Annotated in this window: 23 protein-coding genes; 19 read left to right on the forward strand and 4 right to left on the reverse strand. The window is 35.1% G+C overall.

Annotated features, from left to right (window positions below; all coding sequences use genetic code 11):
- The first annotated feature begins 136 nt into the window (after positions 1-136).
- Positions 137-367, forward strand: coding sequence for a hypothetical protein (locus DER71_RS08990; RefSeq protein ID WP_114474572.1), 231 nt, complete (start codon positions 137-139; stop codon positions 365-367).
- Positions 368-818: 451 nt separating this feature from the next.
- Positions 819-2,825 carry an S-layer homology domain-containing protein gene (locus DER71_RS08995; protein WP_114474573.1) on the forward strand — a complete coding sequence of 669 codons (2,007 nt, stop codon included), beginning with the start codon at positions 819-821 and terminating at the stop codon, positions 2,823-2,825.
- Positions 2,826-3,022: 197 nt separating this feature from the next.
- Here the strand turns inward: DER71_RS08995 and nrdJ are convergent, their stop codons facing one another.
- The gene (gene nrdJ / locus DER71_RS09000; RefSeq protein WP_114457429.1) at positions 3,023-5,410 is read right to left on the reverse strand and encodes a ribonucleoside-triphosphate reductase, adenosylcobalamin-dependent; all 2,388 of its coding nucleotides are present in this window, start codon (positions 5,408-5,410) and stop codon (positions 3,023-3,025) included.
- Positions 5,411-5,906: 496 nt separating this feature from the next.
- On the opposite strand from nrdJ, the gene DER71_RS09005 reads away from it, so the two are divergent.
- Together DER71_RS09005 and DER71_RS09010 are read left to right on the forward strand one after the other, a co-directional pair.
- The gene (locus DER71_RS09005; RefSeq protein ID WP_114457430.1) at positions 5,907-6,389 is read left to right on the forward strand and encodes a ferritin family protein; all 483 of its coding nucleotides are present in this window, start codon (positions 5,907-5,909) and stop codon (positions 6,387-6,389) included.
- A complete protein-coding gene (locus DER71_RS09010; protein WP_114457431.1) occupies positions 6,370-6,636 on the forward strand; it encodes a GIY-YIG nuclease family protein in 267 nt (88 codons plus the stop codon). Before DER71_RS09005 ends, DER71_RS09010 begins: the two co-directional genes overlap by 20 nt.
- 2 nt (positions 6,637-6,638) lie before the next feature.
- Here the strand turns inward: DER71_RS09010 and murB are convergent, their stop codons facing one another.
- Positions 6,639-7,550, reverse strand: a complete 912-nt coding sequence (murB, locus tag DER71_RS09015) for a UDP-N-acetylmuramate dehydrogenase (protein WP_114457432.1) — start codon at positions 7,548-7,550, stop codon at positions 6,639-6,641.
- Positions 7,551-7,732: 182 nt separating this feature from the next.
- Between murB and DER71_RS09020 the strand changes: the two genes are divergently transcribed.
- On the forward strand, positions 7,733-8,683 hold the full coding sequence (locus DER71_RS09020) for a ParB/RepB/Spo0J family partition protein (protein WP_114474574.1): 951 nt from the start codon (positions 7,733-7,735) through the stop codon (positions 8,681-8,683).
- On the opposite strand, the gene thiI is transcribed toward DER71_RS09020, so the two are convergent.
- Both thiI and DER71_RS09030 read right to left on the reverse strand, forming a co-directional pair.
- Positions 8,668-9,858, reverse strand: coding sequence for a tRNA uracil 4-sulfurtransferase ThiI (gene thiI, locus DER71_RS09025; RefSeq protein WP_114457434.1), 1,191 nt, complete (start codon positions 9,856-9,858; stop codon positions 8,668-8,670). The genes DER71_RS09020 and thiI overlap by 16 nt on opposite strands.
- Before the next feature lie 194 nt (positions 9,859-10,052).
- Complete coding sequence (locus DER71_RS09030) at positions 10,053-11,201, reverse strand: cysteine desulfurase family protein (RefSeq protein ID WP_114474575.1); 1,149 nt, start codon at positions 11,199-11,201, stop codon at positions 10,053-10,055.
- Between the two features lie 325 nt (positions 11,202-11,526).
- On the opposite strand from DER71_RS09030, the gene DER71_RS09035 reads away from it, so the two are divergent.
- The 14 genes from DER71_RS09035 (at position 11,527) to pstA (ending at position 26,704) form a co-directional block, all read left to right on the forward strand.
- Positions 11,527-12,294 (forward strand): TatD family hydrolase, encoded by a 768-nt coding sequence (locus DER71_RS09035; RefSeq protein ID WP_114457436.1) that lies wholly within the window; start codon positions 11,527-11,529, stop codon positions 12,292-12,294.
- A gap of 22 nt (positions 12,295-12,316) precedes the next feature.
- Positions 12,317-13,225, forward strand: a complete 909-nt coding sequence (locus DER71_RS09040) for a Gfo/Idh/MocA family protein (RefSeq protein ID WP_114457437.1) — start codon at positions 12,317-12,319, stop codon at positions 13,223-13,225.
- A 158-nt stretch (positions 13,226-13,383) separates the two neighbouring features.
- The gene (gene lysA / locus DER71_RS09045) at positions 13,384-14,703 is read left to right on the forward strand and encodes a diaminopimelate decarboxylase (protein WP_114457438.1); all 1,320 of its coding nucleotides are present in this window, start codon (positions 13,384-13,386) and stop codon (positions 14,701-14,703) included.
- A gap of 15 nt (positions 14,704-14,718) precedes the next feature.
- A complete protein-coding gene (locus tag DER71_RS09050; RefSeq protein ID WP_114474576.1) occupies positions 14,719-16,062 on the forward strand; it encodes an NlpC/P60 family protein in 1,344 nt (447 codons plus the stop codon).
- Positions 16,063-16,082: 20 nt separating this feature from the next.
- Positions 16,083-17,171 (forward strand): mandelate racemase/muconate lactonizing enzyme family protein, encoded by a 1,089-nt coding sequence (locus DER71_RS09055; protein ID WP_114474577.1) that lies wholly within the window; start codon positions 16,083-16,085, stop codon positions 17,169-17,171.
- A gap of 184 nt (positions 17,172-17,355) precedes the next feature.
- Positions 17,356-18,246 (forward strand): 16S rRNA (adenine(1518)-N(6)/adenine(1519)-N(6))-dimethyltransferase RsmA, encoded by an 891-nt coding sequence (gene rsmA, locus DER71_RS09060; RefSeq protein WP_114474578.1) that lies wholly within the window; start codon positions 17,356-17,358, stop codon positions 18,244-18,246.
- A 14-nt stretch (positions 18,247-18,260) separates the two neighbouring features.
- Complete coding sequence (locus DER71_RS09065; protein WP_114457442.1) at positions 18,261-18,740, forward strand: ribonuclease H-like YkuK family protein; 480 nt, start codon at positions 18,261-18,263, stop codon at positions 18,738-18,740.
- Between the two features lie 168 nt (positions 18,741-18,908).
- Positions 18,909-19,169, forward strand: a complete 261-nt coding sequence (locus DER71_RS09070) for a Veg family protein (protein ID WP_114457443.1) — start codon at positions 18,909-18,911, stop codon at positions 19,167-19,169.
- 169 nt (positions 19,170-19,338) lie between these two features.
- Positions 19,339-21,030, forward strand: coding sequence for a Na/Pi cotransporter family protein (locus DER71_RS09075; protein ID WP_114457444.1), 1,692 nt, complete (start codon positions 19,339-19,341; stop codon positions 21,028-21,030).
- A 255-nt stretch (positions 21,031-21,285) separates the two neighbouring features.
- Entirely contained in the window at positions 21,286-21,972 is a 687-nt protein-coding gene (locus tag DER71_RS09080; protein ID WP_114457445.1) for a response regulator transcription factor, read from the forward strand.
- Complete coding sequence (gene pnpS, locus DER71_RS09085) at positions 21,956-23,740, forward strand: two-component system histidine kinase PnpS (RefSeq protein ID WP_114457446.1); 1,785 nt, start codon at positions 21,956-21,958, stop codon at positions 23,738-23,740. The genes DER71_RS09080 and pnpS overlap by 17 nt, the downstream gene beginning before the upstream one ends.
- A 223-nt stretch (positions 23,741-23,963) precedes the next feature.
- On the forward strand, positions 23,964-24,785 hold the full coding sequence (locus tag DER71_RS09090) for a phosphate ABC transporter substrate-binding protein (RefSeq protein ID WP_114457447.1): 822 nt from the start codon (positions 23,964-23,966) through the stop codon (positions 24,783-24,785).
- 165 nt (positions 24,786-24,950) lie between these two features.
- A complete protein-coding gene (gene pstC, locus DER71_RS09095; protein WP_233486962.1) occupies positions 24,951-25,838 on the forward strand; it encodes a phosphate ABC transporter permease subunit PstC in 888 nt (295 codons plus the stop codon).
- Positions 25,838-26,704, forward strand: a complete 867-nt coding sequence (gene pstA / locus DER71_RS09100; RefSeq protein ID WP_114457449.1) for a phosphate ABC transporter permease PstA — start codon at positions 25,838-25,840, stop codon at positions 26,702-26,704. The genes pstC and pstA overlap by 1 nt, the downstream gene beginning before the upstream one ends.
- Positions 26,705-26,737: the final 33 nt, after the last annotated feature.

Below are 26,737 nucleotides of genomic sequence, written 5' to 3' on the forward strand. Positions count from 1 at the left end.
AATACAAAAGGCAAGTTAGAGGATATACTGTTGGGCTAACAGGATTTTAAGCCTGTGGAGATGGTGGGTTACCACTTCTAAGAAGCAGGAATCCTCGTGGGCTTGCCCCGAGGAGGGTCAAATTCCACATGATGTAATGGAAAGGGCAGAAAGGAATGATATCTGGCTTACTATAAGGAATGATCTGGTGGCAGTTGGGGTGGCCCTGCTGGCAAATATATCTGCTGTTATTGTAGTTGAAGGGCTGAACTATGAAAAAATTGCAGTAAAAAAAGCCTGTGAAAATGATGTTAATCTTTTAAAATACAGTGGATCCAAATTTGAACTGTCGGCTAAGTTTATTAAAAAATATTATTCTATAGATTAAAATAAAGTATAAAACAGTATTTATTTGTCACAAATATTAATTTTAAATTAATAACTATTGACAAAGTATAAATTATTGTGATAAACTATGAATGATGATTAGATATGATAATTATGTAATTAATTAACCAGAAGAAATCTTGAAAATTTTTTCATAAATAATTACATCTGAAGACAGCTTGTGACCCCTTGTTGTTCTTTCTAGGATGATTATTTTAGGGACACAGGTTTTCTTCTGGTTTTTTTTAAAAAGGTTTGTCATTCTGTCCTAAAATTTAAAGAAGGGGGGATGGTGAAGTATTAATATTTTTTGGACAGATCGACATAGATAGATCTGGGAGAAAAGTACTAATAAAAGGATAAGGAAACAAGGCAACTTATCTGAAAAAATTAAGAAATTCTATCTCCAGATCAAAAATAATAATTGAAAAACGAAAGGGGATAAAATATTTATGAAAAAGTTGACAGTGCTATTGGTAGCAGTTATGCTGCTGACAGCTGCATTCAGTGTTTCTGCAAGTACATTTTCTGATGTACCCAGCAACCACTGGTCTTATGATGCAATTAACAAATTAGTTGCTTCAGGTGTTATTACAGGTTATCCAGACGGCAGTTTTAGAGGTGGACAGCCAATGACTCGTTACGAAATGGCTGTTATGGTAAGCCGTGCACTTGACAACATTGCTGCAGAGCGTGCCGCTTTGGAAGAAAAAGTGGATGACATGGGCAGTGGACTTACTACTGCACAGGCTCAGGATGTAACAGCAATTGTTAAAGCCTTAATGGAAAAGAACACCAATGAAGAACTTAGTGATGCTCAGGCAGAAGAAGTAGCAGATATGGTAGAATCTCTTACCTTTGAATACAAAGCAGAACTTAAAGTTCTCGGTGCAGATATTGATGCATTAGGTAAAGATGTTGACAAATTAGAAGCTAAAGTAAATGCTTTAGAAGCAGATATGCCTAAAGATCATGTTGAATTTACAGGTACTGTAGCAACATTTGCACAGGTAGGTGACTATGGAGATGAACAGTACGAAAAGAATGCAACAGCTGAAGCACTGGCTGATGGAGATGCAATGGATCTTGATCTACCAACAGCCGACAATGGTGGTGGAGACTATGATGATTTCCCTGCTGAAGAGGCACTGTGGCAGGAAATCGATTTTGGTGTAAATGGAAGTTATAAAGATGTTAACTTCGATTTAGTAGTAGATACCGTTACAAATGGCTTTAGAGATTATGACAGCATTTACTATGGTGATTATGAGGAGCATGTTTTAGGTGAACAGGGTGACGATCAGGATTTTGTAATGGATACAGCTTTACTGACTGTCGAAAAAGGTGGTTATGTATTTACAGCTGGAGACAATGATGATTATACAGTTGAACAGTATTTCTTTGATGATGAAGATATGGAAGGTCTAACACTTTCAGCTCCATTCTACGGCTTTGATGTAAATGCATTTGCATTTGGCTATGATGATGGTGCTGATGAGGGTGATAGAAGTGGAGACGAATACTATGGTGTAACAGCATCTAAAGTATTTAACAATAGCAAAGTAACCGGTAAAGTGTATAATGGTAGATTTGATGGATATTTTGAAGATAACGATGGTAATTATGTAACCGGTAATGAAACAGTTACTAATGTAGCTGTAGAAGTTCAATCAGATATCACTGATGCTCTGACTGTTAATGGTGAAGTTGTATATAACCAGGTAGAAGAAGCAGATACAGATGATACAATGTTCAGAGTTAATGCTGATTATCTATTTAATGACAAGTGGAGCTTCAGAGGTGGAGCAGAAGTAGTTGGTGAAGAATTCAATGGTGGAGCTAAATACGGATATGTTTCAAGCAGATCTGAAGCTGATCTTGAAGAAGACTATGATTATGATAAATATGAGTTAGGTACAACATATGTTGTAAATGACAACAACAGTATTCTCTTTGATGCAGCTATGGTTAAATTTGATAGTGCTTCTTTGAGTGACGATGTTATGAACGCTTTTAGTGTTGCAGATAAAGCAGATGAAGATAAAACTTCATATAAGCTCGGCTGGAAAAATCTTTACGGCAAATTCACCAACCATGCATCTGTAGAATTTATCAAAAACGATTATTATACAGATGAAATTGATGATGATGCAACAGTTGTTGCTTTAGGTACAGTTTATGACTGGAGTGAAAAGACCAATTTAAGAGCAGAAGTTGTCAACAAACAGGCAGACTTATATGACAACGAAGATGTCTGGGATCGCGATATGGAATATACCTATCTTAAAGCTGGTGTAGACTATAAGCTGGCTGAAAACATCGACTGGGTTACAGATGTAATGTATATTACCGGTGATGTTGATCAGTTAGAAGATGTGGATGGCCCAATTAGAGATTCTCATGATAAAGTTGATATCGATGGCAGCTTTATCACAACATCTCTATCAGTTAGTTTCTAAACAGACAGATAATAAGTTGAGAATATAAATTTCTCATCATTTCTAATGGACCCCGGTTTTGCCGGGGTTCTTTTTTTTAATTGAAAAAGATTTTTCTATAGAAAAAGACCCACCATTTTAAATGGCAGGTCTTTCTGCATTTCTAACAGTAATTTTCGGAAACTTCTTAAAGATATTAAAGACAGGTTTATTAATATTTATCTAACCGGACAGGCCCCTGTGTCACAGTCGGCTTCATCCAGTTTTCTTTCCATAAATTCACTTTCATATTTGGAGACCAGGGAAGGGTTGAATCTCTTCATATCTGCTTCCCTTTTATTATATTCTTCTTCGGTTATCTCTTCATATGGCATTAGGTCGTAAAAATTGTCGCTGTAGGATAAGAATGATATTCCAACAGTACTGTCCCAGTTGTTCCAGAGCCATTCTTCTACATCACCCCATTCATTATCTTTAACATGGACTGTTATAGATGCATTGTGGTCAACATAGTTTTCCATAAACATTTTGTATGTTTCCAGCTGTTCGATGGCATCAACATCTGCCTTAACTTTTCCTTCAGGTGCTTTAACTGGAAACTCAATTACCAGGGTTTCTGGGTCATCTGGATTGTGCCCTACTTCTGGATGAATAGGGTAATCAAGTTCCTCACATACTCTGGCCAGTGGATCTGAGGCTGATATGCGCACCCTTCTTATATAATATGGGCTGTGGGAATAATGAAGTCCACTGGAGACGGTAGGCATCTGTGTCTGTGTTCCTTCCGGTTTAACTGTAGTTACCAGCAGTGGTTCATTATCTCCAACTTCTTTGGCTATTTCTGCTGCAGCCTGATGTGCTGTTTCCCGGAGTTCTAACAGCAGTTCTGCTTCCTGTTCTTTAGAAAGCCCGGCAGCGTTTTTCATATCCTGCCATCCAGTAAGGGAAGTTCCTATCAATCTGTCCCTTTTATTAATCTGATCCCATTCCGGTAGTTCAAATTCTATTAAAGCCATTCTATATCCGGCACGTGCTGAGAGCTTTTGTGCTTCAAACATTGTTTTTTTGTCCAGATTACCTTCTTTATCAACAAATGACATTACATTGAGCGATGTAAGGTTGCAGACACCTCTAGAATCAAGCAGTATTTCTGCACAGGGATTTACACCTTTGAAGTTTTCTCTGCGCCTGCTGGCCTCTACAGCATTTATAAAACCAGGTTCTCCACTGTAGCGCATCTGTTTGATATGCCATTTTAGCTGTTCTCTGTCAGGTTTTTTCTCATAGAAGATGCTGTTGTTGCTCATCTGTCTGTGTGATATTTCCGGGTTTATTACCCACTCATCATTTTCTTTTACATAAAGGCTGCTTTTTGCCTGGGCTATTTCTTTGTCATCTCGGCTGAAAAGACATATTTGAGATGATCTTCTTACTCCACCGGAAACTACATTTTCTGCAATTATATTGGCAATATCCATAGCATCTATCGGCTTTAGTTTAACTCTGTTTAAGCTGTCTTTATCTCTGTCCGGTTTCTGGTTGAGCAGCTTATCTATTTTTGTAAACATCCTCTTTAAACTCTGGTGACCGGAAGCTGTTCCACCAAATGTTTTCAGCTTTTCTCCTTTAGGGCGAACAGAATCATAATTGAAGATTATGCTTTTTAAGGGCCTAAAGGCATGGTCAACTAGAAACTTAAAATAATATTCTAATGACTGTATCCAGCCTTCTTTACTATCACCTACATTGATTTTTACCACATCTTCTTCATTAAACTCAAAATTGGTATATTCTCTTCTTTCTTCTTTTGCTGCAGGTTCATAATATTTGTGGATTACTTCTACATCTGTCCTTATTTTTGGCAGTTTTTCAACATCACGGGGAAGTACCCGAAAGCCGACACCTGATCCGATCATCAACAGATAAAAAAGGTCCTGGTAGGCTTTGAAGCTGTCAATTACAGTAAATGAGCAGTTGTAATTGCTCATTCCATATTTTTTAGATGATTCTGTAGAAGCTGTCCAAAGTGTACGTCCAGCTAAAAAGTTCCGCAGATTATATACATTATCATAAAGTTTTTCTGCTTCTTTTCTGGTGGTCTGTGCAAGTGAGCAGTTATATTCCACAGCTCTTTTTACTGTTTCCCACCAGTATTCCCGGCGCTGTTCTTCTTCCAGCCAGCGAGAATAAGTTCTGTAATAAATAAATTCCCCCAGCTCTGTTGGAAATGGATTTGGCTGGTGTTTATATTTGCTTAAAAATTCCTGAGACAAAAGATCATTTTCTTCACTTTTTCTTTTCTTTCTTGATTTCTGCCTTTTACTTCTGTAGATTATATATGTTTTTGCAGTAGAGGTATAGCCTGATTTCATCAGTTCTTCTTCAACTAAATCCTGAATCTCTTCAACCTTAGGCACCCTACCTTCTGCATAAAAGTCTTTGTTTAAGATATTTTCCACTTTTGCCGAGACCTTTTCTGCGTCTTTTTTTTCTGCATTTTCACCTGATTCTATCACAGCACGATAGATGGCATTTGTGATCTTATCCCTTATATAGTCTACTTCTCGTCCATCACGTTTAATGACTGTCTTATTTGATTCTTCCAATAAAAAAACCTCCTTAATAATCTCTGCTTAAATAAGCTGACTTTTAAAAGAATTAATTTTTAAAATAAGTAATTAAAATATGATATAAGTACTAAACATTAAGTATATAAACTAATTTTAAAATATGCAAACAGCATTATAGTTGTTCAAATATATTAAATATGGAATACTATCTGTGAAGTTGGTTAAGCTGTTTGATTCTTAGAATTTAAAATAAACAAAAATGAATATAAAATATTTGTATAATATATTATATCACAGTTGAAAACAGAATTTAATTATACAAATTACCTTTTGTTTTTTAGCAGGATAAAAAATAAAACTTTTAGAACTATTTTTATTGAACAGATATATGTATAAGAGAGTCACTTTGATATATCCTGTGAAGTATAAAAATAAATCCTCAATTATTAAAAGGGAAATTGAATTTAATGTAGTAATTATTATATAATGAATATAAATTTATTTTATAGTTATTGAGAGGGGTGTAATTTTAATGAAAGAAAGATTTAGTGCTTTAGAAGTATTCGAAATGGCAAAAGATATTGAAATAAGGGGTAAGAAATTTTACCTCAAATATGCTGAGGGAACGGAAAATAAAGAGCTGGCAGAATTTTTTAGAAAGCTGGCTTCAGATGAACAGGACCATTATGAACGATTTAGTAATCTGGCTGAACAGCTGAAGGAAAATCAGGATGAGGCAGAATATCTTTATGATGAAGAAGTAAGTGCCTATTTTAAATATTTGGTAGATTTATCTGTTTTCCCTGAGGCGGATAGTGAAGATTCCAAGCAGGCACTGCACAGTGTAGAAAAGGCTTTAAAGCTTGCCATACAGGCGGAAAAAGATTCTATTCTTTTTTATAGAGAAATGTGTGACTATAATGAGGGGAAAACAATTGATGCCATAAAGACTTTAATTGGAGAAGAAAAGCAGCATTTTAAAGACCTAACAGAATATGCCAAAAGATATAAATAAAGAAAAACATTTTGTCTATATAGTAGAATGCAGAGATGGAACTTTTTACACAGGCTACACCACTGATGTGGAGAGGCGGCTTGAAGAACACAACAGTGGGGAAGGAGCAAAATATACTAGAGGAAGATATCCGGTAGAGCTCCGCTATAAAGAGTCTTTTGGTTCCCGCAGCAGTGCCCAGAAAAAAGAATATAAAATAAAACAGCTCTCCCGCAGAGAAAAGGAAGAGCTGATTGATTCAAATTAATATTAAAATTTGCCTAATAAGCGGGGTTCGACTTCAAGTCTGACTCCGCTTATTTTATATACTTCTTCTTTAACCTTTTCTATCAAATTGATTATATCATCAGATGTGGCATTACCTTTATTTACAATAAAACCTGCATGTTTTGTAGAAACCTGGGCCCCACCGATCTGATAACCCTTCATACCTGCTTTTTCTATAAGTGGGCCAGTATAGTGTCCCGGCGGCCGCTTAAAGATACTGCCTGCACTCGGCTGCTCCATTGGCTGTTTGCTCCAGCGTTTAGCATGCAGTTTATCTATTTGTTTTTGTATTTTTTCTTTATCCCCACTTTCCAGTTCCAGGGTTGCTGAGGTTATAATATAATTTTTAGACTGAAGTATACTGCTTCTGTAATCAAGCTGCAGTTCTTGCCTGGAAAGTTCAATTATTTCTCCATTCTGCTGGAGAAGTTCTGCTTTTTTTATAACATCTTTCATTTCTCTTCCATATGCACCGGCATTCATATAAACAGCTCCTCCCAGAGAACCGGGTATGCCGCTGGCAAACTCAAGTCCGCTTAATGAAGCTTTACAGCAGATATCAGCCAGTTCAGAAAGAAGAAGACCGGATTCTGCTTTTACTGTATTGTCCTCAACAGTATAATTTCTGAGGCTTCCTGTATAGATGATGATCCCCCTATAACCTTTATCAGAGGTAATGAGGTTGCTGCCTTTGCCCAGTACAAAATAGGGAAGACCGGATTTTACAATCAAAGGAAGTGCTTTCTGCAGTGATTTGACAGTTTCAGCTTCCACAAAAAGATCTGCCGGACCACCAACTTTAAAGCTGGTATATGGTGCAAGCATCTTATTTTTCTCTATTTTTAGAGAGTTTATTTTTTTCATATTTTCTGTTAAAATATTTATATCAGACATATCTGTACTCCTTTTATAATAATATTATGATTGCACTGCGAAAAGTCAATTTTGGGCATTTAATAATTTGACACTTTTGTCATAAAAGGGATTGTAAATTTAAAAATTGCTAATTAAGACTTTCCCAGTGTAACTATATAATACGTTAATTAAGTTTTGAAATCAACAGGGGGGCTTATAAAATGAAATACAAAAAAATAAAAATTGAAAATATAGAGACTTATCCTGAACAGGTAAGAAGTGATTTTTCTGAAAGAAAAATTGAAGAACTGGCAAAATCAATTGCTGAAGTAGGCCAGCTGCAGCCGATAGTGGTACAGCAAAAGGGTGATAAATATATTTTAATAGCTGGAGAGAGAAGGTTGAGAGCTATTGCAAAGGATGGAAAAGATGTAATAGCAGCTGTTATTTTGGAAGAAGATCTTACTTCTAAAAAGTTCAGGCAGATTCAGCTGATAGAAAATCTGCAGAGGGAGGACTTAAACCCACTGGAAAGAGCGGTTTCTATTCAGAAATTTATAGATGAAAATAATCTCAGCAAAAAAGAAGCTGCAGAAAAGATTGGAGTACCGCGTACTACTCTGATGCTGTGGCTGAATATTCTTTCTGTAAAGAAAAAATATCAGCAGGAAGTGCTTAAGGAAGATTCTCCTATTTCTCTGTCACACATCAGTCTGGCCCAGGCTCTGGCTTCAAAAACAGGTGATCCCAGTAAGATAGATCAGCTGTTAGATGCTGTAATAAAATATAATCTGAGCAGAAGGGAAACACAAAATGTGCTGGATATATTTTACAAATATCTGCATATGCCGATGAAAGAAGCTGTTGCTGCTGTACTTTTAAAAAGAGCCAAGTCAAATGTTAAATTAACTGCAGAAGAAAAAAAGAAAACTAAAAAAGATAAAGCTGATGAAATTTTAAAATCATTGTGCAGAATTAATGATAAAGCAGAAAACTTTATGGAAGAAATCGGCACCATAAAGCCTGAACAGCAGGAAAATTTAATGGATGAATTTCTCTACTTATATCAGATAATGGGACTTTTGATACCTGAGCTAAAAGAAAATGATCCCAAAGTCCTGATAGATAGGATAAAACAGAAAAATCAGGCTTCTAATTATTCCGGCTTTTGATTGATCTGCATAACCTCGGTTTTTTCCAGTGCATTAGCCAGCAGTTTATCAATATCGAGACTGTTTTCAGCTGCTCTTACTTTGTCTAATTTGGGTTTGGTAACAGGATTATCAGGTACAAAAACTGTACAGCAGTCTTCAAAAGGCCTAATTGAAATATCATAACAGTCTATTTTTTTGGAGATATCGACAATTTCATTTTTGTCCATTGTAATCAGCGGCCTCAGAACAGGTAGTTCTGCTGCATCATCGGAAGAAGCAATACCTTCTAAGGTCTGACTTGCGACCTGGCCCAGGCTTTCTCCAGTTATGAGTGCAAGGTCATTATTTTGTGCTGCTATTTTATTGGCTATTCTGAACATCATTCGCCTCATAATTGTAACTGTATATCTTTCTGGGCAGTTTTTGGCAATTTCCTGCTGTATTTCTGTAAAATATGCGATATGAAGTTTTATATTTCCACCATAACGGCTGAGGACCCGGCTGAGGTCAACAACTTTTTCTTTTGCTCTATCTCCTGTATAAGGAAAAGAATGAAAATATACTGCATCTATACTTAATCCCCGTTTAAGGCCAAGCCAGCCGGCCGCCGGACTGTCAATACCCCCCGAAAGAAGAAGCAGAGCTTTTCCAGATGATTTAACAGGAAGTCCACCCGGGCCAGCAAAGCGCTTAATGAAAATATAGATTTTTCCTCGCCTTATTTCCACTTCCAGCATGTGTTCAGGGTTGTGAACATCAACATTTAATTCTCTTTCCGGACTATCTATATTCCGCAGTATCCAGGCACCTATCTCACTATTTATTTCTGGACTTTTGAGAGGGAAACTTTTGTCAGCTCTTCTGGTATTAACCTTAAAAGTGGTGGGATAATCCTGCACTTCTTTTTTAAACAGCTTAAGAGCATTTTTTTTGAGAGATTCAAAGTCGAACTTTACAGTAACAGCCGGACTTATGGAAACAATACCCGGTACATTTGTCAGCCTTTTTGCTGCTTTTTCTAAATTTTTACCATCCACATGGAGGTATATTCTCCCATAAACTGTTGTGATTTCAAAATCTCCCAGATCTGTGACAGCATTATCTATGTTTTTGATAAGCTGACCGATAAAACTGTTTTTGTTCTGTCCTTTTAAACCTATTTCACCATAACGTATAATTAAAACATCGTACAACTTTTTCACCTCAATATATTTTTGCTTTTATTTATTATTATAAAAATTTCATTTATAACTAAATTTATGATGTGTCCACAAAAAAGGTGTTTGCTAAAAATGAGTTAGAGATGCAGATAACCTTTTTGTGGGAGAACCAATTTATTTTTTGTAACCAAAAGTAATTTCGCGGAAATACCTTATTTTCAATATTTCTAAAAAATTTTTAGAAAGTCTATCTGACTTTTCAGTACTTCTAAAGTATAATCCAGATCATCTCTGCTTATATTTTTGTTTAGGCTTATTCGGAGTGCACTATCTCTTTTTTCACTGCTGAGGCCTACAGCTTTTAAAACTTTATTTTCCTTACTTTTAGAACTGCAGGCAGAACCGGTAGAAAGAAAAACACCTTCAGCTTCAAGTGCATGCAGCAGAGTCTCACCTTTGATACCTGGTACAGAAAAATTTAAAATATGTGGTGCTCCCTGTTTTGGCGAATTTATAGCTACATCTTCCATTTTGCTTAAACTTTTGTAAAGATAATTTCTTTTTCTGTTCAGCTCAGGATCAGTATTTATATTTCTGTTTAAAATAGGGAGTTTTTTTACAGCAGGGATTAAACCAGCAATTCCCGGAGTATTTTCAGTCCCAGGGCGGATATCATTTTCCTGCCCTCCTCCAAAAAATAGCGGCTGTAATTCAATATTTTCTCTAATATATAAAGCGCCAATACCTTTTGGTGCATGAAATTTATGTCCACTAATACTGTAGAGATCCACGCTGGATTTTTTTAAATCTGTAAAGACTTTACCAAATCCCTGGATTCCATCAACATGGAAAAAACAGAGAGGATTTATTTTTTTTATTATCTTTCCTATTTCTTCAATATTTTGTACAGAACCAAGTTCATTATTGACCTGCATGATGCTTACCAGAACAGTTTTTTTATCAAGTGAATTTTTAAGCTGTTCAATATCTATATATCCCTTTTGGTCAGACTTAAGCCATATAACATCCCAGCCTTCTTTTTCCAGGGCCAGAAAAATATTTCTTACTGAAGGATGTTCAATTTCGGTTGTTATAATTTTGCTGCCCCTGCTGTGGTAGCTTTTTGTAATTCCCTGAACTGCCAGGTTATTGCTTTCTGTACCACCTGAAGTAAATATTATTTCTTTTTTATTTACCTGGAGGTAATCTGCCAGCTCCTTTCTGGCTTTTTCTACAATTTTTTCTGCTTTAAGTCCCAGTCGGTGGGCAGAAGATGGATTGCCGTAATTTTCTGTCAGCATTGAAGTAACAGCCTTTACTACCTCATCATCAGCTGCTGTTGTAGCCGAATTATCAAGATAAACTTTTCTCGACATTTTTTTCACCTCTATATATAATATAAGTTAAGATAATTTAGATTTTTTTGTTTACACTCAACATTATAGCACAGAAAATTATTCTATAAAAATAAAATAGTAAATCTCCTGCTGAATAAACTTTTTTGAACCACAGCTGCTTTTTAGATAAATCTAAAAATTTTAATTACGACTAAATTTTTTTGCAGCTCTAAAAATAATTTTAGATGAACTTCTTATAACAATTTAACTTTTAATATTTTTAGAGTGTGTTATAATATATTTTAAAGATATTTTAAGATATTTATTATTTTTGATTTATATGAGCCTTAAAGGGGGAAAAAAATTGCACTTAATAGATACACATGCTCATCTTGACTGCGAAGATTTTGATGGTGAAAGGGATCAAGTTATTCAAAGAGCAGCAGAAAAAGGAGTAAACAAAATAGTTAATATTGGGGCAGATCTGCAGTCAAGCAGAAAATCTGTGGAACTTGCAGAAAAATATGATAATATATATGCAGCAGTGGGAGTACACCCACATGAAGCAGATACAGTATCTGATGATATTTTAAATAAAATTGCTGAATTGAGCCAAAATAAAAATACTGCAGCTTTTGGAGAGATTGGTCTGGATTTTTATTATGATAATTCGCCGCGAGATATTCAGCAGGATGTTTTTTTAAAACAGCTGCTTTTGGCTAAAGATTTAAATCTGCCTGTGGTAATACATTCCCGCTCTGCAGAAGAGGAAACTCTCAAAATTATGGATAAAGCATCTCCTTTTCCAAAAGGAGTAATTTTTCACTGTTATGCATATGATGAAAGTTATGTAGATAGCTTAATTGAGCGTGATTTTTATATTGCATTTGGTGGGTTGTTAACTTTTCGAAATACAGATGCAGTTAGAGAAGCTTTTAAAAAAGTGCCTTTAAATAGAATATTATTTGAAACAGATGCTCCATATTTGACCCCAACACCATTTAGAGGTAAAAGAAACGAACCTGCTTATGTGGAATATGTTCTTAAAAAAGCTTCAGTAGTAAGAAGAATTAGAGAAATGGAACTTGCTAAAATAACAACTGAAAATGCTGAAAGGATATATAATATTTAAAATTATCGGAGGAGTGATTAATTTGAAGGTAGGAGTAATTGGTCTCGGAGATATAGCTCAAAAAGCATATCTTCCAATAATAACTTCTATGACAGATGTAGATCCTGTTTTTTGTACAAGAACAAGAAGTGTACTGCATAAATTGAGTGACAAATATCATGTTGATAGAAAAGTTGAATCTGTTGAAGAACTTCTCGAACTTGATATTGAAGCTGCATTTGTCCACACAGCTACAGAAGCACATTATGAAATCACTAAAAAACTGCTGAATAGTGGGATTCATACTTATGTGGATAAACCGGCTGCATATTCTTATAAAGAAGTTGAAGCAATGGTAGAACTTGCCCGAAAAAAAAGTCTTGTTTTTATGACGGGCTTTAATCGCCGCTATGTTCCTACTTATAAGGAATTAAGTGATATAAAAGGTCCTAAAATAATTATTATGGAAAAAAATAGAAAATTTCTACCTGATTCTCCTCGGAATATAATTTTTGATGATTTTATCCATGTTGTTGATACACTGAGGTATATGCTGGACACGAAAGTAGAAAATATGTATGTAGATGCTGTTTTAAGGGAAAATAATCTTATTCGTATAATTTTAACTTTAAAGAGTGGAGAAAACACTGCAGTTGGAATTATGAATAGAGATAATGCTGTTACAGAGGAAGAACTGGAAATTATAGGTTCAGGAAGAAAGAAAAAGGTTAAAAATTTAACCGAGATTACTGAATTTAAAAATAACGGAGAGCATGTTAAGAATGTATCTGGCTGGAATAGGATGGAATATAATAGAGGGTTTGTAGATATGGTCAAAAAGTTTTTACAGATGGTAAAAGAAGGGTCAATAAAAGAAGAGAATCTTGAAGCTGATTTAAAGACACATAAGATATGTGAGGATATTTTAAAATCTGTGCATCTTTCCAGTTAAATATATGGCATTAGGTAAATATATGACAGAAGGTAGTTTTTTTGACGGTTTTAATGAATAAATTATAATATAACTAACTTAAAAATTATCAGTGCTTGGAATGTTTTTAGTATAAAATAAATAAGAGTGTGGACAGAGAGAAGTTTGGGAGGAAAGATATGGCTGTTAAAACAGATATAAAGATAGGTATACAAAAAAATAAAAAAGGCGAAATTTTAATCGGACAATTTAAGGCTTCAGAACTTGCCGAAAAATATGGAACACCACTTTTAGTTTATAATGAACAGGTAATCAGAAATATTATGCAGCAGTATGTTAGTGGATTTGAAAAATATTATCCACAGGGGAGAGCTGTTTATGCAGGCAAGGCGTTTTTATCACGGACTATATGCAGAATAGCAGATGAAGAAGGACTTGGTCTTGATGTTGTTTCAGGTGGTGAAATATACACTGCTCTTAAAGCTGGTTTTCCAGCAGATAAAATGATTTTTCACGGTAATAATAAACTGCCTCAGGAGCTGGAAATGGGTGTAAAAGCAGGTATCGGTCTTTTTGTTATCGACAATGAGGAAGAAATTGATGAACTGCGGAAAAAAGCAGCAGAGTTCGGGAAAAGGGTTGATGCTTTAATTAGAATTGCACCTGGAATAGATGTTGATACACATAAATATATAAAAACAGGTAGTGAAGACAGCAAATTTGGAATTAGTCTAAAATCTGACAGGATATTTGATATTCTGGAAAAGATGGCTGATGATGAATTTGTTAATATCAGGGGATTTCATGCTCATATTGGTTCTCAGATTAAAAATGGTGACAGCTATAGTGAGCTTATCAGAAAAGTGTTTTTGTTTTTTGATAGGATAAGGGATAAACTTGGCTTGATTTATGAAGTGCTGGATTTAGGTGGTGGTGTTGGTATAGACACAATGGGGAATTTAAATGTATCGATTTCTGACTTAATTTCACAGCTTGCAGCTATAGTTAAAGAAGAAGCTAAAAAGTTCGATTATCCTCTTCCTGAAATAATTATGGAGCCGGGGAGGTCAATTGCTGGCCCGGCTGGAATTACTCTTTACAGGGCTGGCTACAGCAAAAAAACCCCAAGTGGGAAAAAATATATTTCTGTTGATGGAGGAATGACCGACAATATTAGACCTGCTCTGTATGAAGCAGCTTATGAGGCTCATGTTGATGGGAAGTCGGACAGTGAGGAAAAAGAGACTATTACAATTGCAGGAAAATGCTGTGAAAGTGGTGATATTGTGATAGAAGATGCCAGAATTCACCCGGTAGAGAGTGGTGATATAGTGGCAGTACCTGCAACTGGTGCATATACTTATTCAATGTCCAGCAATTATAATGGTATTCCCAGACCTGCTGTTGTACTTATTAATGGAGATAAAGATAATTTAATTATAAAGCGAGAAAGCTATGCTGATCTAATTAGTAGAGATATTGTGCCAGAAAATTATTAAATTGAGGGTGTTTTTATGCAGAAATTACTGCCTCCAAAAGTAAAAAAACAATATTATAATGATGAGTTTTGGATTAAAAAAATATCCAAACCTGATTCTCTGCTGCTTAAAAATAATGATATTTCAACTTTAAATAGTGAAACATACCAGAAAATGAAGACTTTTCAAAAAGAAGATCAGTATCAAATTTTTGAAAAAATGCCTGAAAAATTAATTCTGAGGGAAATAAAGGAAAAATTTAATCTTTTCTCTGCTGCAGAAAATTTTCCAGTGGGTGATTTTTTCAATAAAAAAGGAATACGTATTACAGATGCTGAAAAAGAAGAAATTATAATTAATACTGATTTAGAACAGATAAAACCTGACAATTTAAAATATGGTTTAACTGTAAGGCGCAGTTCTATCAGGGCTTTTCCCACAGATACTGTTTTTGCCCACAGTCCGGAATATACAGATGTTGATATGATGCAGCTTACAGCGATTTCTCCGGCTGAACCAGCAGTTATTTTGCACGGAAGCCGTGATAAAAGATGGTATTATGTGCAGACAGGAATTCATTCTGGCTGGATAAAGAAAAAAGATACAGCTGCTGCAGAAAATGCTGCGGTTGTTGAGCAATATTTACAGAGACCATATCTTATTACAGCAGACAGCAGAATAATTACAGAGCCGGATCCTTTTGCTGAAAATAGTGAACAGATAGAGTTTCAAATGGGTGATAAAATAAGATTGGCTGAGCACGAAGACGGCCAAACACTGCTGGCTGGGAATCTTCATTCACAGTCAGATACTGGGAGTTATGCAGTGCTGCTGCCGAAAAGAGATAAAAAGGGAGGATTAAATTTTAAGAAAGCCCTTATAGCTTATTCATCCGGGGTGAAAGAGAATTTGCTTCCCTATACACGAGCGGGTATTTTACATCAGGCTTTTAAAATGCTGGGTGAACGCTATGGATGGGGAGGTATGTTTAACCGCAGAGACTGTTCGCGATTTGTTATGGATATTTACCGCAGTTTTGGAATTAACCTGCCCCGTGATGCAGGAATACAGGAAGAATATGCAGCCGGAAGAAAGATTGTATTTAATGGAAATCTTGCAGCAAGAAAAGAAATTCTGCAGCTTATTCAGCCTGGCGATGTTATTTATATGCCAGGTCATGTAGTTATATACCTTGGAGAAGATGACGGCAGCCATTTTATAATTCACTCTGGTGCAGGTTATGCTGTTAAAACTGCAGGAGGTAAATACCGTAATATGTCTGTCCATTCTGTATTTATATGTGATTTGGAGCAGGAAATGATGCAGAAGAAGGGGAAAAAATATTTGGATTATTTTACTTCTGCCAGAAAGTTTTATTAAAATTTTTGAGGAGGAAGAGTATGAAGATTAAAAATCTGAGAATGTTTCACCTTAGTGTACCTTTAAAAAAACCGTTTAAGACAGCCCTCCGCGCAGTAGATTCTGCTGAAGATACGGTGGTAATCATTGAAGGGGAAAAAGGGCTTTTAGGATTTGGAGAAGCACCTCCTACAGCAGTGATAACAGGTGATATCAATCCCGGTATTAGGGGGATAATTAGAGAAAAAATAGCTCCCAAGCTTATTGGTGAGGAGATAGAAAACCTGGAAAAACTGCTCCATATCGTTGACAGGGCAGCAGTTGGAAACTCAAGTGCAAAAGCGGCTGTTGATATAGCTTTATATGACCTTTTTGCCCACAGATATAACATACCTCTTTTTAGACTGCTGGGTGGAAACGGCAGTCAAATAATGACTGACCTCACAGTTAGTGTCAATAAAGCAGATGAGATGGCAGAAGATGCAGTTAAAGCTGTTAAAGAAGGTTATAAAACACTAAAAATTAAAGTTGGTAAGGGGCGGGATAAAGATCTGGAAAGAGTTAAAGCTGTACGTGAAGCAGTAGGTCCAGATATAGCTATCAGGCTGGATGCAAATCAGGGCTGGGAAGCTAAAGAAGCAGTTGGCCTTATAAAAGAGATGGAAGAGCTGGGGCTTAATCTGGAGCTGGTAGAACAGCCGGTTCCCGCGGGAGATCTGGAAGGCCTAAAATTTGTGACCGAAAATGTGATGACAAAAATAATGGCAGATGAAAGTCTGTTTAGTCCTGCCAATGCATTTCTGCTTTTAAAAATGAAGGCATGTGATCTGCTTAATATTAAATTAATGAAATCAGGTGGAATATATAATGCAGATCAGATTAATTCCACTGCTGAAGCCTGGGGAGTGGAATGTATGGTTGGGAGTATGCTGGAAAGCAAAATTTCTGTCACTGCGGCAGCTCATCTGGGTGCAGCACACAAAAATATTACCAGATTTGATCTGGATGCACCAAGCCTCCTGGCTGAAGATCCTGTTCAGGGTGGTATAGAAATCGATGGGCCGATAATTAGACTGCCGGAAAAACCAGGTTTGGGCATAGATGATATTGCTGGTTTAAAAGAAGTTTAATCTGTAAAACAAATGACTGCAGAAGGACTGGCTGATATTGATATTTTTGATGCTGAAACCTGACAGTTTTGCGGTTGAGTTTTGCCAGATCAGTTTTATTGTGATAAAATTATTAATGAAAATAAATTAAAATTATTAGTGAAAATAAATTAATATGAATTATTAAAGGATGATTTAACAGGAAATGGACAAGTATATAGCTACACCCAGTGGAACAAAAAAAATTTTGAATGATTACGATCTTCAGCTAAAAAAAGGGCTGGGGCAGAATTTTTTGATCGATAGAAATATTATAAATATAATTATTGAGGAATCAGAAATTGCTGGTAATGAGTTTATTATTGAAATTGGTTCGGGAATAGGTTCTCTGACAGAGGAGCTTTTGGAAAGCCTGGATGACGGCCTGCTGCTTGCGGTCGAAAAAGATGAGAGAATGGTTGGTGTTCTTAAAGACCTTTTTGCAGATAGTGAAAATCTTATTTTGATCCATGATGATGTATTAAATATTAGCTGGCCGGAGGTTCTAAAAAAATATAATACTAAAGGTAGAAAGATAAAACTTGCTGCAAATCTGCCTTATTATGTCACTACTCCAATTATTATGTCACTTTTGGAGAGTGGTGTAAATTTTGAGTCAATGATATTTATGGTTCAGAGAGAAGTTGGAGAGAGGATCTGTGCTGGCCCGGGAAGTAAAAGTTTTGGTTCTTTAAGTGTGGCAGTTCAATTTTACATGGATGCGGAAATAATACATAAAGTTCCTTCATCTGTATTTATCCCCAGACCTGATGTTGAATCAGCTTTAGTAAAATTAAAACCATACAAAAATAATCTGTACAGGAAAGAAGCTGTAAGTGAAGAATTTTTTTTCAAAATTATGCATTCAATATTTCAGCAGAGGAGAAAAACAATAAGAAATAGTCTGGTCAAATCTTCCCTGATTGATATTGAACGTGATATAATTACTCAGGCATTAAATAATAATGATATAGATTTAAAAAAAAGAGGAGAAAAATTGAGTATTTTAGAAATGATAAAACTTAGTAATGAAATCTACCATTTGCTGGGAAATTGAAAGCAGGTGAAATAATGAAGTTCCTCAGTCCTACTGATGGGCGGTTAACTCTTGATGAGACATACGAAAAAATAATTAATTTTATAAAATCTGACTCAGATTATGAGTATAAATTAATAGTTGGGACTGATTCTCAACCGGGGTTTAGTGAGGTTGTATTTGTAACTGCAATTGTTATTTACCGCATCGGGCGTGGCGGCCGATATTTTTATTATAAAGATAATGTCAGGTTTAAATCCGGGATGAAGCAGCGGATATTTTATGAAGTATCACGCAGCCTGGAGGTGGCAAGTAAGTTAACATTATTTTTATCTGAAGAAGATCAGCTGGAAGAAGATATAGAGCTGGAAATTCATATTGATGTCGGTCATAATGGACCTACAAATGAAATTATTAGAGAAGTTACAGGAATGGTAGTAGGAAGTGGTTTTGAAGCATATATAAAACCTGATGCATATGCTGCTTCAACTGTGGCAGATAAATTCACCAGATAGTTTTTTGTGAAGGAATTTCCTTCAAACCCCTTTTTCTCTGAAAGACTTTCTCCATTTTTCAACTCTAAAAATAATTTTGGGAAATTTTTTCATGGTTTTGCGAAAATTTATCCACTGTGATATAATTAAATATTAGAAAAGATTCATTTTAATATAAGGGGGAGTTTGATGTCGAAGAATGTTCTGGATGAGATAAAAAAAGAAGTTAATTCTTACGTTGGACATAGAGTGACTGTCAAGGCTCACCGTGGTAGACGAAAAACCATAGAAAAAGAAGGTATTTTAGAAAAAACCCATAAAAACTTATTTGTTATAAGAATTAAGGATCACAATCAGGTAAGACGTTTATCATATAGTTATGCTGATCTTTTGACAGACAATGTTGTTGTAAAATCTAAAGATGAGCATATAAAAATTGGGGTTTTGTGAGCAAAACAATAAAATTTGCAGCCGTAAGGCTGCTCTTTTTATGTGAAAGTTTCAAATTGTCTAAAAATTTTGCTGATAAAAATAAAATTTATAAACTTAAATTCTGGTTAAATTATACTAAAATATACTGTAAAATATGATATTTAAACGGCAGGAAGGAGAGATCTAATTGTCAATTGATATGGCTGTCGGATTATTTGGAGGTCTCGGGATATTCATTTATGGAATGAAGCAGATGAGTGAGGGACTGCAGAAAACAGCCGGAAAAAGGTTAAGGCATTTTTTGGCAATACTGACTAACAAACCAATTATGGGAGTTGCAGTTGGCACAATTGTGACAGCTATAATTCAGAGCAGTAGTGCAACAACAGTTATGGTAGTTGGATTTGTTAATGCAGGATTAATGACTCTGGCCCAATCCATTGGTGTTATAATGGGAGCTAATATAGGTACAACAGTTACTGCACAGCTTATAGCATTTAAACTTGGAGATTACGCTTTTCATGCAATAGCGGTTGGATCATTTACATATCTATTTGCAAAAAGTAAAAAATTCCAGTATTTAGGACAGATTTTGCTTGGTTTTGGGCTGCTGTTTTTAGGACTGGAAACTATGAGTGATACAATGTATCCTCTGCGCGAATCCCAATTTTTTATTGATTTAATGGAGAGCTTCAGTGTATATCCAATTCTTGGTGTATTAACAGGAATTTTTGTTACAATCATGGTGCAGAGCAGTAGTGCTTCATTTGGTATTCTGCTGGGACTTGTTACTGTAGGTGCTGTTCATTATGATGCTGCCATACCAATTCTTCTTGGTAGTAATATAGGTACTACAGTAACAGCAATTCTTTCTGCAATTGGAGCAAATCTTACTGCAAAAAGAGCTGCAGCAGCACACTTTACATTCAATGTTGTTGGAGCAGGAATGATGATTATTCTGCTTTATATAGTGCCGGATTTTTCTGGAATGATAGAAAATCTGCTGAGAAATATAAGTGCTTTTTTTGGATATCTTAATCCTTCAGAGGAACGACTCCTTGCAAATACTCATACATTTTTTAATGTACTTAATACACTTATCTGGCTTCCCTTTACCGGTTTTATGGTTATGCTGGTAGAAAAAATACTGCCTGGAGAAGATACAACATTAAAATATGGAGCTACTTTTATAGATGAGAGAATGCTGCAGACTCCATCAGTGGCAATTGAACAGATCAAAAAAGAAGTTATTTATATGCATAATATTGCTAAAGATATGGTATCTGATGCAGTAAATGGTTTTTTAAATAAGGACCGCGATACAGCAGAAAAAATAAGGCGCCATGAAGATATTGTAAATGAGCTCGAAGAAGAACTTTTAAATTTTATTCAGAAAGTACCTCAGGGCCAGCTTTCTGATGTAGATATCCGCACCCTTGATAAATTTTTTGCAATAGTTGATGATATTGAAAGTGTAGCTGATGATGCAAATGATATTGCAAGCCTGACTGAACACAGACTGGATAATAAACTAAGCTTTACAAGTGTAGCTGAAGATACAATTAAGGAAGTACATGAAATCATCTGTGGAGTTTTAGATAAATCAATGAAACTGCTGGAAACAGAAGATTTTACTTTAGCCCGCGAAATACTGGAGACAGAGAAGAAACTGGATAAACTGCAGCTGCAGTTTAGAGAAGAAAATATCGCCAGAATAAAAGGTTCAGCAAAAGAAGAATGTGATCCCAATGCCGGTATAATACTGCTGGAACTGCTTGAGGATATGGAACATGTCAGTGATCAGCTGGCAGATATTGCTCACAGTATTCTGGAAATTTATCAGGTAGATAAAGAACTGGCGGCAGAAGAAGTGATTTAAAGATTTAACATAAATTTAACATAAAATTTGATTATTACTATTAAGACTCCTTTTTTAAGGGGTCTTTTTTTGTTATACTGGGTTTATAAAAGATGTCAATATTAATAAATTACAGAAAGATTCCCGAAATCGATTTAAAACTCCAAAAATAAATTTTGGGCAGGCCAAATGGACCTGGAGATAGAACTGGAAATTGATTCAGATATTAATACATTAATAATTATGAAATAAAATATGTTATCAGGGGGAAGGATAATGGAAAAGATACTTGTTGTTGATGATGAAAAACATATAAGAGATCTTATTGAATTTAATTTAGATAAAGCAGGGTTTGAAGTTTTAACTGCAGTAGATGGTAAAGAAGCTTTAAAAGTCTTAAATAAAAATATTGATTTAATTGTTTTGGATTTGATGCTTCCAGAGATAGATGGGCTTGAGGTATGCAGAAAAATGAGGGCAGATAAAGAACTAAAAAATATTCCTATAATTATGCTTACAGCAAAAGGGGAAGAAGTTGACAAAATACTAGGTCTTGAGATGGGTGCTGATGATTATATGACAAAACCATTTAGCCCCAGGGAGCTGACGGCAAGGATTAAAGCTATCTTTAGAAGGTTAAGCCAGATGAAGGCACCAGATGAATTTGAAGAAGAAATTTTAGAAGAAGGCAATATTAAAATTGATACTGCCCGACATGAAGTTGTGGTAAGTGGAAAAGAAATAAGTCTTACTCCTAAAGAATTTGAACTTCTCCGCTATTTGATTATAAATAAAGGGAGGGTTTTGAGCAGAGACCTGCTGCTGGAAAAAATCTGGGGATATGAATATGCGGGTGATACAAGAACAGTTGATGTTCATGTAAGAAGACTGCGCCAAAAAATTAAAAAAGATTATATAGAAACTGTCAGGGGGGTGGGATATAAATTTGTTAAACTGGAGTAAATATAGTATAAGAAATCGCTTATTTATCATCTTTATAGTCATACAGATTTTAATAATTGGTCTGTCATTTTATTATTTTACAGATAATCATAGAGATTTTTATTTCAATCAGCTTAAAATTAGTCTGGAAAACTATGCTCACCTTATACTTGAAGAAAAAGGGGCAGTGCTGCTCAATACTCCTGCAGATGAACTGGAAGAAATGGTTTTAAACTGGGGCAGGCATACTGGGGCCAGAATTACTATTGTAGATAAAGAAGGTAAGGTTCTGGCAGATTCGCGCTATGATATATCTAAGATGGACAACCATAAAAATAGACCAGAAATTTCTGCTGTTTTTTCAGGAGAGGAAAAAGGGGAATTGATTAGAGAAAGTGATACATTGGAAGAAAAAATGCTTTATTTATCTTTCCCTATTACCAGTTCTGCTGGTGAAACCGCTGGTGTTTTAAGACTTGCCAGAAGTTTAAGCTTTATAAGAGGGGTTTTAATAGAAGACATAAAAAGTTATCTTGTTTTCTTTTTTGTTCTGGCAGTTTTAACAATATTATTAACCTGGCGGCTTACATCTACTGTAATTTATCCACTGGAAAAGATTACAGAGACGGCTGCAAATATAGCAGAAGGAGATTTTTCTCAGAGAATTCCTGCCAGAAGATACAGTAGTGAAATTGAAAAACTTGCAGAGATGTTTAATTTTATGACAGATAAGCTTGAAAAGAAGATTGATGAAATGTCAAGTGAAAAAAATAAAATGGCGACAATTTTGAATAGTATGATAGATGGTGTTATTGCAACCGATAGAAAGCACAGGATAGTTTTGATAAATCCAGCCGCAAAAGATATTTTTAAAATAAAAAAAGATAATATTAAGGGCAAAGAATTGATTGCCTCGGTTTTCAGCCACAGAATTGATATGTATTTGGAAGAGGCATTAAGGGAAAAAAGAACTATAACAAGAGAAATAATTTATCAAAATCCTGATAAAGTTATTATGCAGGCAACTTTTTCTCCGATTTTTGAAGAAGACGGCAGCATCAGTGGAGGTATAATCGTATTTACAGATATTACAGAATTAAGAAAACTGGAGACAGTTCGCAATGATTTTGTTGCCAATGTTTCTCATGAACTCAGAACACCTTTAACATCAATTATTGGTTATGTAAATACCCTTTTGGATAATGATATTGATGATCCGGAAATTAGAGAGAAATTCCTAAAAATTGTTAAAACAGAAGCAGACAGACTGTCAATTTTAATTAAGGATTTATTCAACTTATCAAAAATAGAGAGTTCCACCCCTGATTTAAAAGCAGAAAATCTAAAGAAGGTTATAGATAAAACTATTAATTTGCTGATAGACAGAGCAGAAAAGAAAGATATAATAATAGAAAAAGAAATTGAAGTAGATCTTCCACCTGTATATATGGTTAAGGAGCAGATAGAACAGGTTATGATTAATCTTATAGATAATGCTATTAAATATACGCAAGATAATGGCAAAATAAAAGTTTCAGCTTACAAAAAAGAGGATCGAATTTATGTTGAGGTAGAAGATAATGGTATAGGTGTTCCTAGAGAAGAACAGGATAGAGTCTTCGAGAGATTTTATCGGGTGGATAAAGCAAGATCGAGTTCTCTTGGTGGAACAGGAATTGGCCTTTCTATCGTAAAAAATATTATAAAACAGCACGGCAGTGAAATTAATCTTGAAAGCAGAGAAGGAGAAGGAAGCAGGTTTATATTTAGTTTAAAAATTGCTAAATAAAATTATGTCGTATTTATTGGTACCTTGTTGGTACCGGGTACAAAAATACCGTGTTGGTACCAGGTACTAAAAGGCCTTTTAGTACCTGGTACTCTCTAATGGGCTTTTTTTGTTTACATAGTGTTAACATAAGAGAAATATTGGTGTAACAATAAGATGTTAAATTAGTATTAGAGAAAAATTAAAGTATAAAATTATTAATCCTTAAGGGGGAAAATTATTAATGTCTAAAATTAATTCATTTGCTGTTGTTATGGCTTTACTGTTGGTTGCTGTTATGTCTTTAGGTGTAATGGCTGAAGATTCTCTTGTAATTCAGGGTTCTTCAACTGTTCTGCCGATTGCACAGAAAGCTGCAGAAGTTTATATGGAAAAAAATCCTGGGGTAAATATTTCTGTTCGTGGTGGTGGATCTGGTAATGGTATTGCAGCACTGATTGATGGAGCTGTTGATATTGCAGATTCTTCTAGATTTATCAAAGAAAAAGAAGTTAATGCGGCTGTAAAAAACGGTATTTTCCCGGTACCACATAGAATAGCCATGGATGGTATTGCTGTTGTAATTAATCCAGCAAATAGTGTAGAAGAATTAAGCCTTGAAGATTTAAAAAATATCTATACTGGTAAAGTTACAAACTGGAAAGAATTTGGCGGAAAAGATATGGAAATAGTTGTTGTATCTAGAGATTCAAGTTCTGGTACATTTGAAGTATTTAATGATATTGCACTGGGTGGAGAAAGATTATTCCAGGGTGCACTTTTACAGGCATCTAATGGTGCAGTAGCTGGTGTAGTTGCAGATACAGAAGGTGCAATTGGTTATGTTGGTCTTGGTTATCTATCAGAGTCTCTAAAAGCTGTTAAGGTAAATGGAGTTGCTCCCTCTAATGCGACTGTAGCAAGTGGAGAGTTTCCAATTGCACGTCCACTATTTATGTTCACTGATGGCTGGCCAGAAGGATTAACAGCTAAGTTCATTAACTTTGTCTTAAGCAAAGATGGACAAAAGTTAGTAAAAGACCAGGGATTTGTACCACTTTATTAATAAAAACTTAGTATAATATTAGTAGTAAATAGTAAAGAGTTAAATAGTTAAGCAATATAATATATGTGCAGCTGCTATATAATCTGGAAAAAAGGGAGGCTTTCCTCCCTTTTTCTGGGTGTTTATTTATAAAAAATTTACACCTTAATGAAAGAGGTGAATTTTGTGTTAAACTGGAAAACTAAAGAAAAAGTCATTAAAAATACACTTTTATTTTTTGCTTTTTCCTCTATTTTGTTTTTAGCAGGGATTATAGTTGTTCTCTTTAATGAAGGAGCACCAATTTTTGCTAAAGTTGGAATATTTAAATTTATGTTTACAGGTGACTGGTATCCAACTTATGACCCGGCAGGTTTTGGTATTTATAATCTTCTTGCAGCTTCAATTGTGGTGACAATTGGTGCTATGGTATTTGCAGTTCCATTTGGAGTTGCTTCAGCAGTATATATTTCGTATATACTGCCAAAAAGATTTAAAAATATAGTTAAACCAACAATTGAAATGCTGGCAGGTGTTCCATCTGTTATATATGGTCTTTTTGGAATGAAGATATTGAGTCCATATATTAAAGAACTTTTTGGTCTACCTACAGGGTTGAATGCTTTGACTGCAATGATAATGCTCGGTATTATGGCACTACCTACAATTGTTAGTCTGTCAGAAGATGCTATTACTGCTGTTCCCAAAAGTTTTAGAGATGCTTCTTTGGCACTTGGTGGAACTAGATTGGAAACAATGGTAAGGGTAATTTTACCGACTGCGTCTTCTGGAATAGTGACAGCAATTATTCTGGGCATGGGAAGAGCAATTGGAGAAACAATGACAGTGCTGATGGTTGCAGGAGGGGCTTCGCTTTTTCCTTCTAATATTCTTAAACCTGTTCGACCGATGACTGCAACAATAGCTGCGGAAATGGGTGAGGCTCCTGTGGGAAGTGATCACTATCAGGCACTCTTTGGAATAGCAATTATATTATTTATAATAACTCTTATTTTTAATATTTTTGCTGATATGGCACAGCAGAGATTTAAAAAGAAGGTGAGTGGAGAATAATGGAAAGCAAATTAATTAAGAGAAAATTAACTGAAAAAGTTATTTTTAATATACTCGGTTTATTTTTGTGGATATCTATTGCTATTCTGGGAATAATAATCTTTTTTATTTTCAAAAGAGGAATCGGTGTTATAAGCTGGGAATTTATAACTTCAATGCCCGCAAATGGAATGACAGAAGGTGGTATATTTCCGGCAATTCTTGGTTCTTTTTATCTTGTATCAGGATCGATTTTATTTGCTACACCTTTAGGAGTTTTTGCTGCTATTTATATGACAGAATATGCAAAAAAGGGAAGATTGATTCGACTTATTCGCATAGGGGTCAATAACCTTGCTGGAGTGCCGTCAGTCGTGTTTGGTCTTTTTGGTCTGGCTGTTTTTGTAAAATATTTAAATTTTGGGGTTTCTATTTTATCTGGTGCTTTAACACTGGCCATTGTAATTCTACCAACAATTATTAGAGCTTCAGAAGAAGCTTTAATATCAGTGCCAGATGAATACCGGGAATCATCTCTTGCACTGGGAGCAACAAAATGGCAGACAATTAAAAATGTTGTTTTACCTGCTGCAATTCCAGGTATTTTAACTGGTTGTATTCTGGGGGTTGGTCGTGTGGCTGGAGAGACAGCACCAATAATTTTTACAGCAGCTACTTTTTTCTCAATGAAACTGCCTAATTCTGTTTTTTCGGAGGTTATGGCACTGCCTTATCATATATATGCACTTGTGACAACAGGAACTTTTCCAGCAAAACAGGTTCCATTTGCATATGGTACAGCAGTTGTCTTATTAGTGCTGGTATTATTAATTAATCTTGCAGCTATAATATTGAGAATAAGATACAGCAAAAAATTTAGTAATTAATCTGAAGGGAGGATTTTAAGTGGGTAAAAATAA

The sequence above is a fragment of the Halanaerobium sp. DL-01 genome (assembly GCF_003338615.1).
GTDB lineage: Bacteria > Bacillota > Halanaerobiia > Halanaerobiales > Halanaerobiaceae > QPJE01.

Bases quoted from the DNA above. Each gene is read 5' to 3' on its own strand.
- DER71_RS08990 (WP_114474572.1), top strand. From the start codon at position 137: ATGGAAAGGGCAGAAAGGAATGATATCTGGCTTACTATAAGGAATGAT.
- DER71_RS08995 (WP_114474573.1), top strand. From the start codon at position 819: ATGAAAAAGTTGACAGTGCTATTGGTAGCAGTTATGCTGCTGACAGCT.
- DER71_RS09005 (WP_114457430.1), top strand. From the start codon at position 5,907: ATGAAAGAAAGATTTAGTGCTTTAGAAGTATTCGAAATGGCAAAAGAT.
- DER71_RS09010 (WP_114457431.1), top strand. From the start codon at position 6,370: ATGCCAAAAGATATAAATAAAGAAAAACATTTTGTCTATATAGTAGAA.
- murB (WP_114457432.1), bottom strand. From the start codon at position 7,550: ATGTCTGATATAAATATTTTAACAGAAAATATGAAAAAAATAAACTCT.
- DER71_RS09020 (WP_114474574.1), top strand. From the start codon at position 7,733: ATGAAATACAAAAAAATAAAAATTGAAAATATAGAGACTTATCCTGAA.
- DER71_RS09030 (WP_114474575.1), bottom strand. From the start codon at position 11,201: ATGTCGAGAAAAGTTTATCTTGATAATTCGGCTACAACAGCAGCTGAT.
- lysA (WP_114457438.1), top strand. From the start codon at position 13,384: ATGGCTGTTAAAACAGATATAAAGATAGGTATACAAAAAAATAAAAAA.
- DER71_RS09050 (WP_114474576.1), top strand. From the start codon at position 14,719: ATGCAGAAATTACTGCCTCCAAAAGTAAAAAAACAATATTATAATGAT.
- DER71_RS09055 (WP_114474577.1), top strand. From the start codon at position 16,083: ATGAAGATTAAAAATCTGAGAATGTTTCACCTTAGTGTACCTTTAAAA.
- rsmA (WP_114474578.1), top strand. From the start codon at position 17,356: ATGGACAAGTATATAGCTACACCCAGTGGAACAAAAAAAATTTTGAAT.
- DER71_RS09065 (WP_114457442.1), top strand. From the start codon at position 18,261: ATGAAGTTCCTCAGTCCTACTGATGGGCGGTTAACTCTTGATGAGACA.
- DER71_RS09070 (WP_114457443.1), top strand. From the start codon at position 18,909: ATGTCGAAGAATGTTCTGGATGAGATAAAAAAAGAAGTTAATTCTTAC.
- DER71_RS09080 (WP_114457445.1), top strand. From the start codon at position 21,286: ATGGAAAAGATACTTGTTGTTGATGATGAAAAACATATAAGAGATCTT.
- DER71_RS09090 (WP_114457447.1), top strand. From the start codon at position 23,964: ATGTCTAAAATTAATTCATTTGCTGTTGTTATGGCTTTACTGTTGGTT.
- pstA (WP_114457449.1), top strand. From the start codon at position 25,838: ATGGAAAGCAAATTAATTAAGAGAAAATTAACTGAAAAAGTTATTTTT.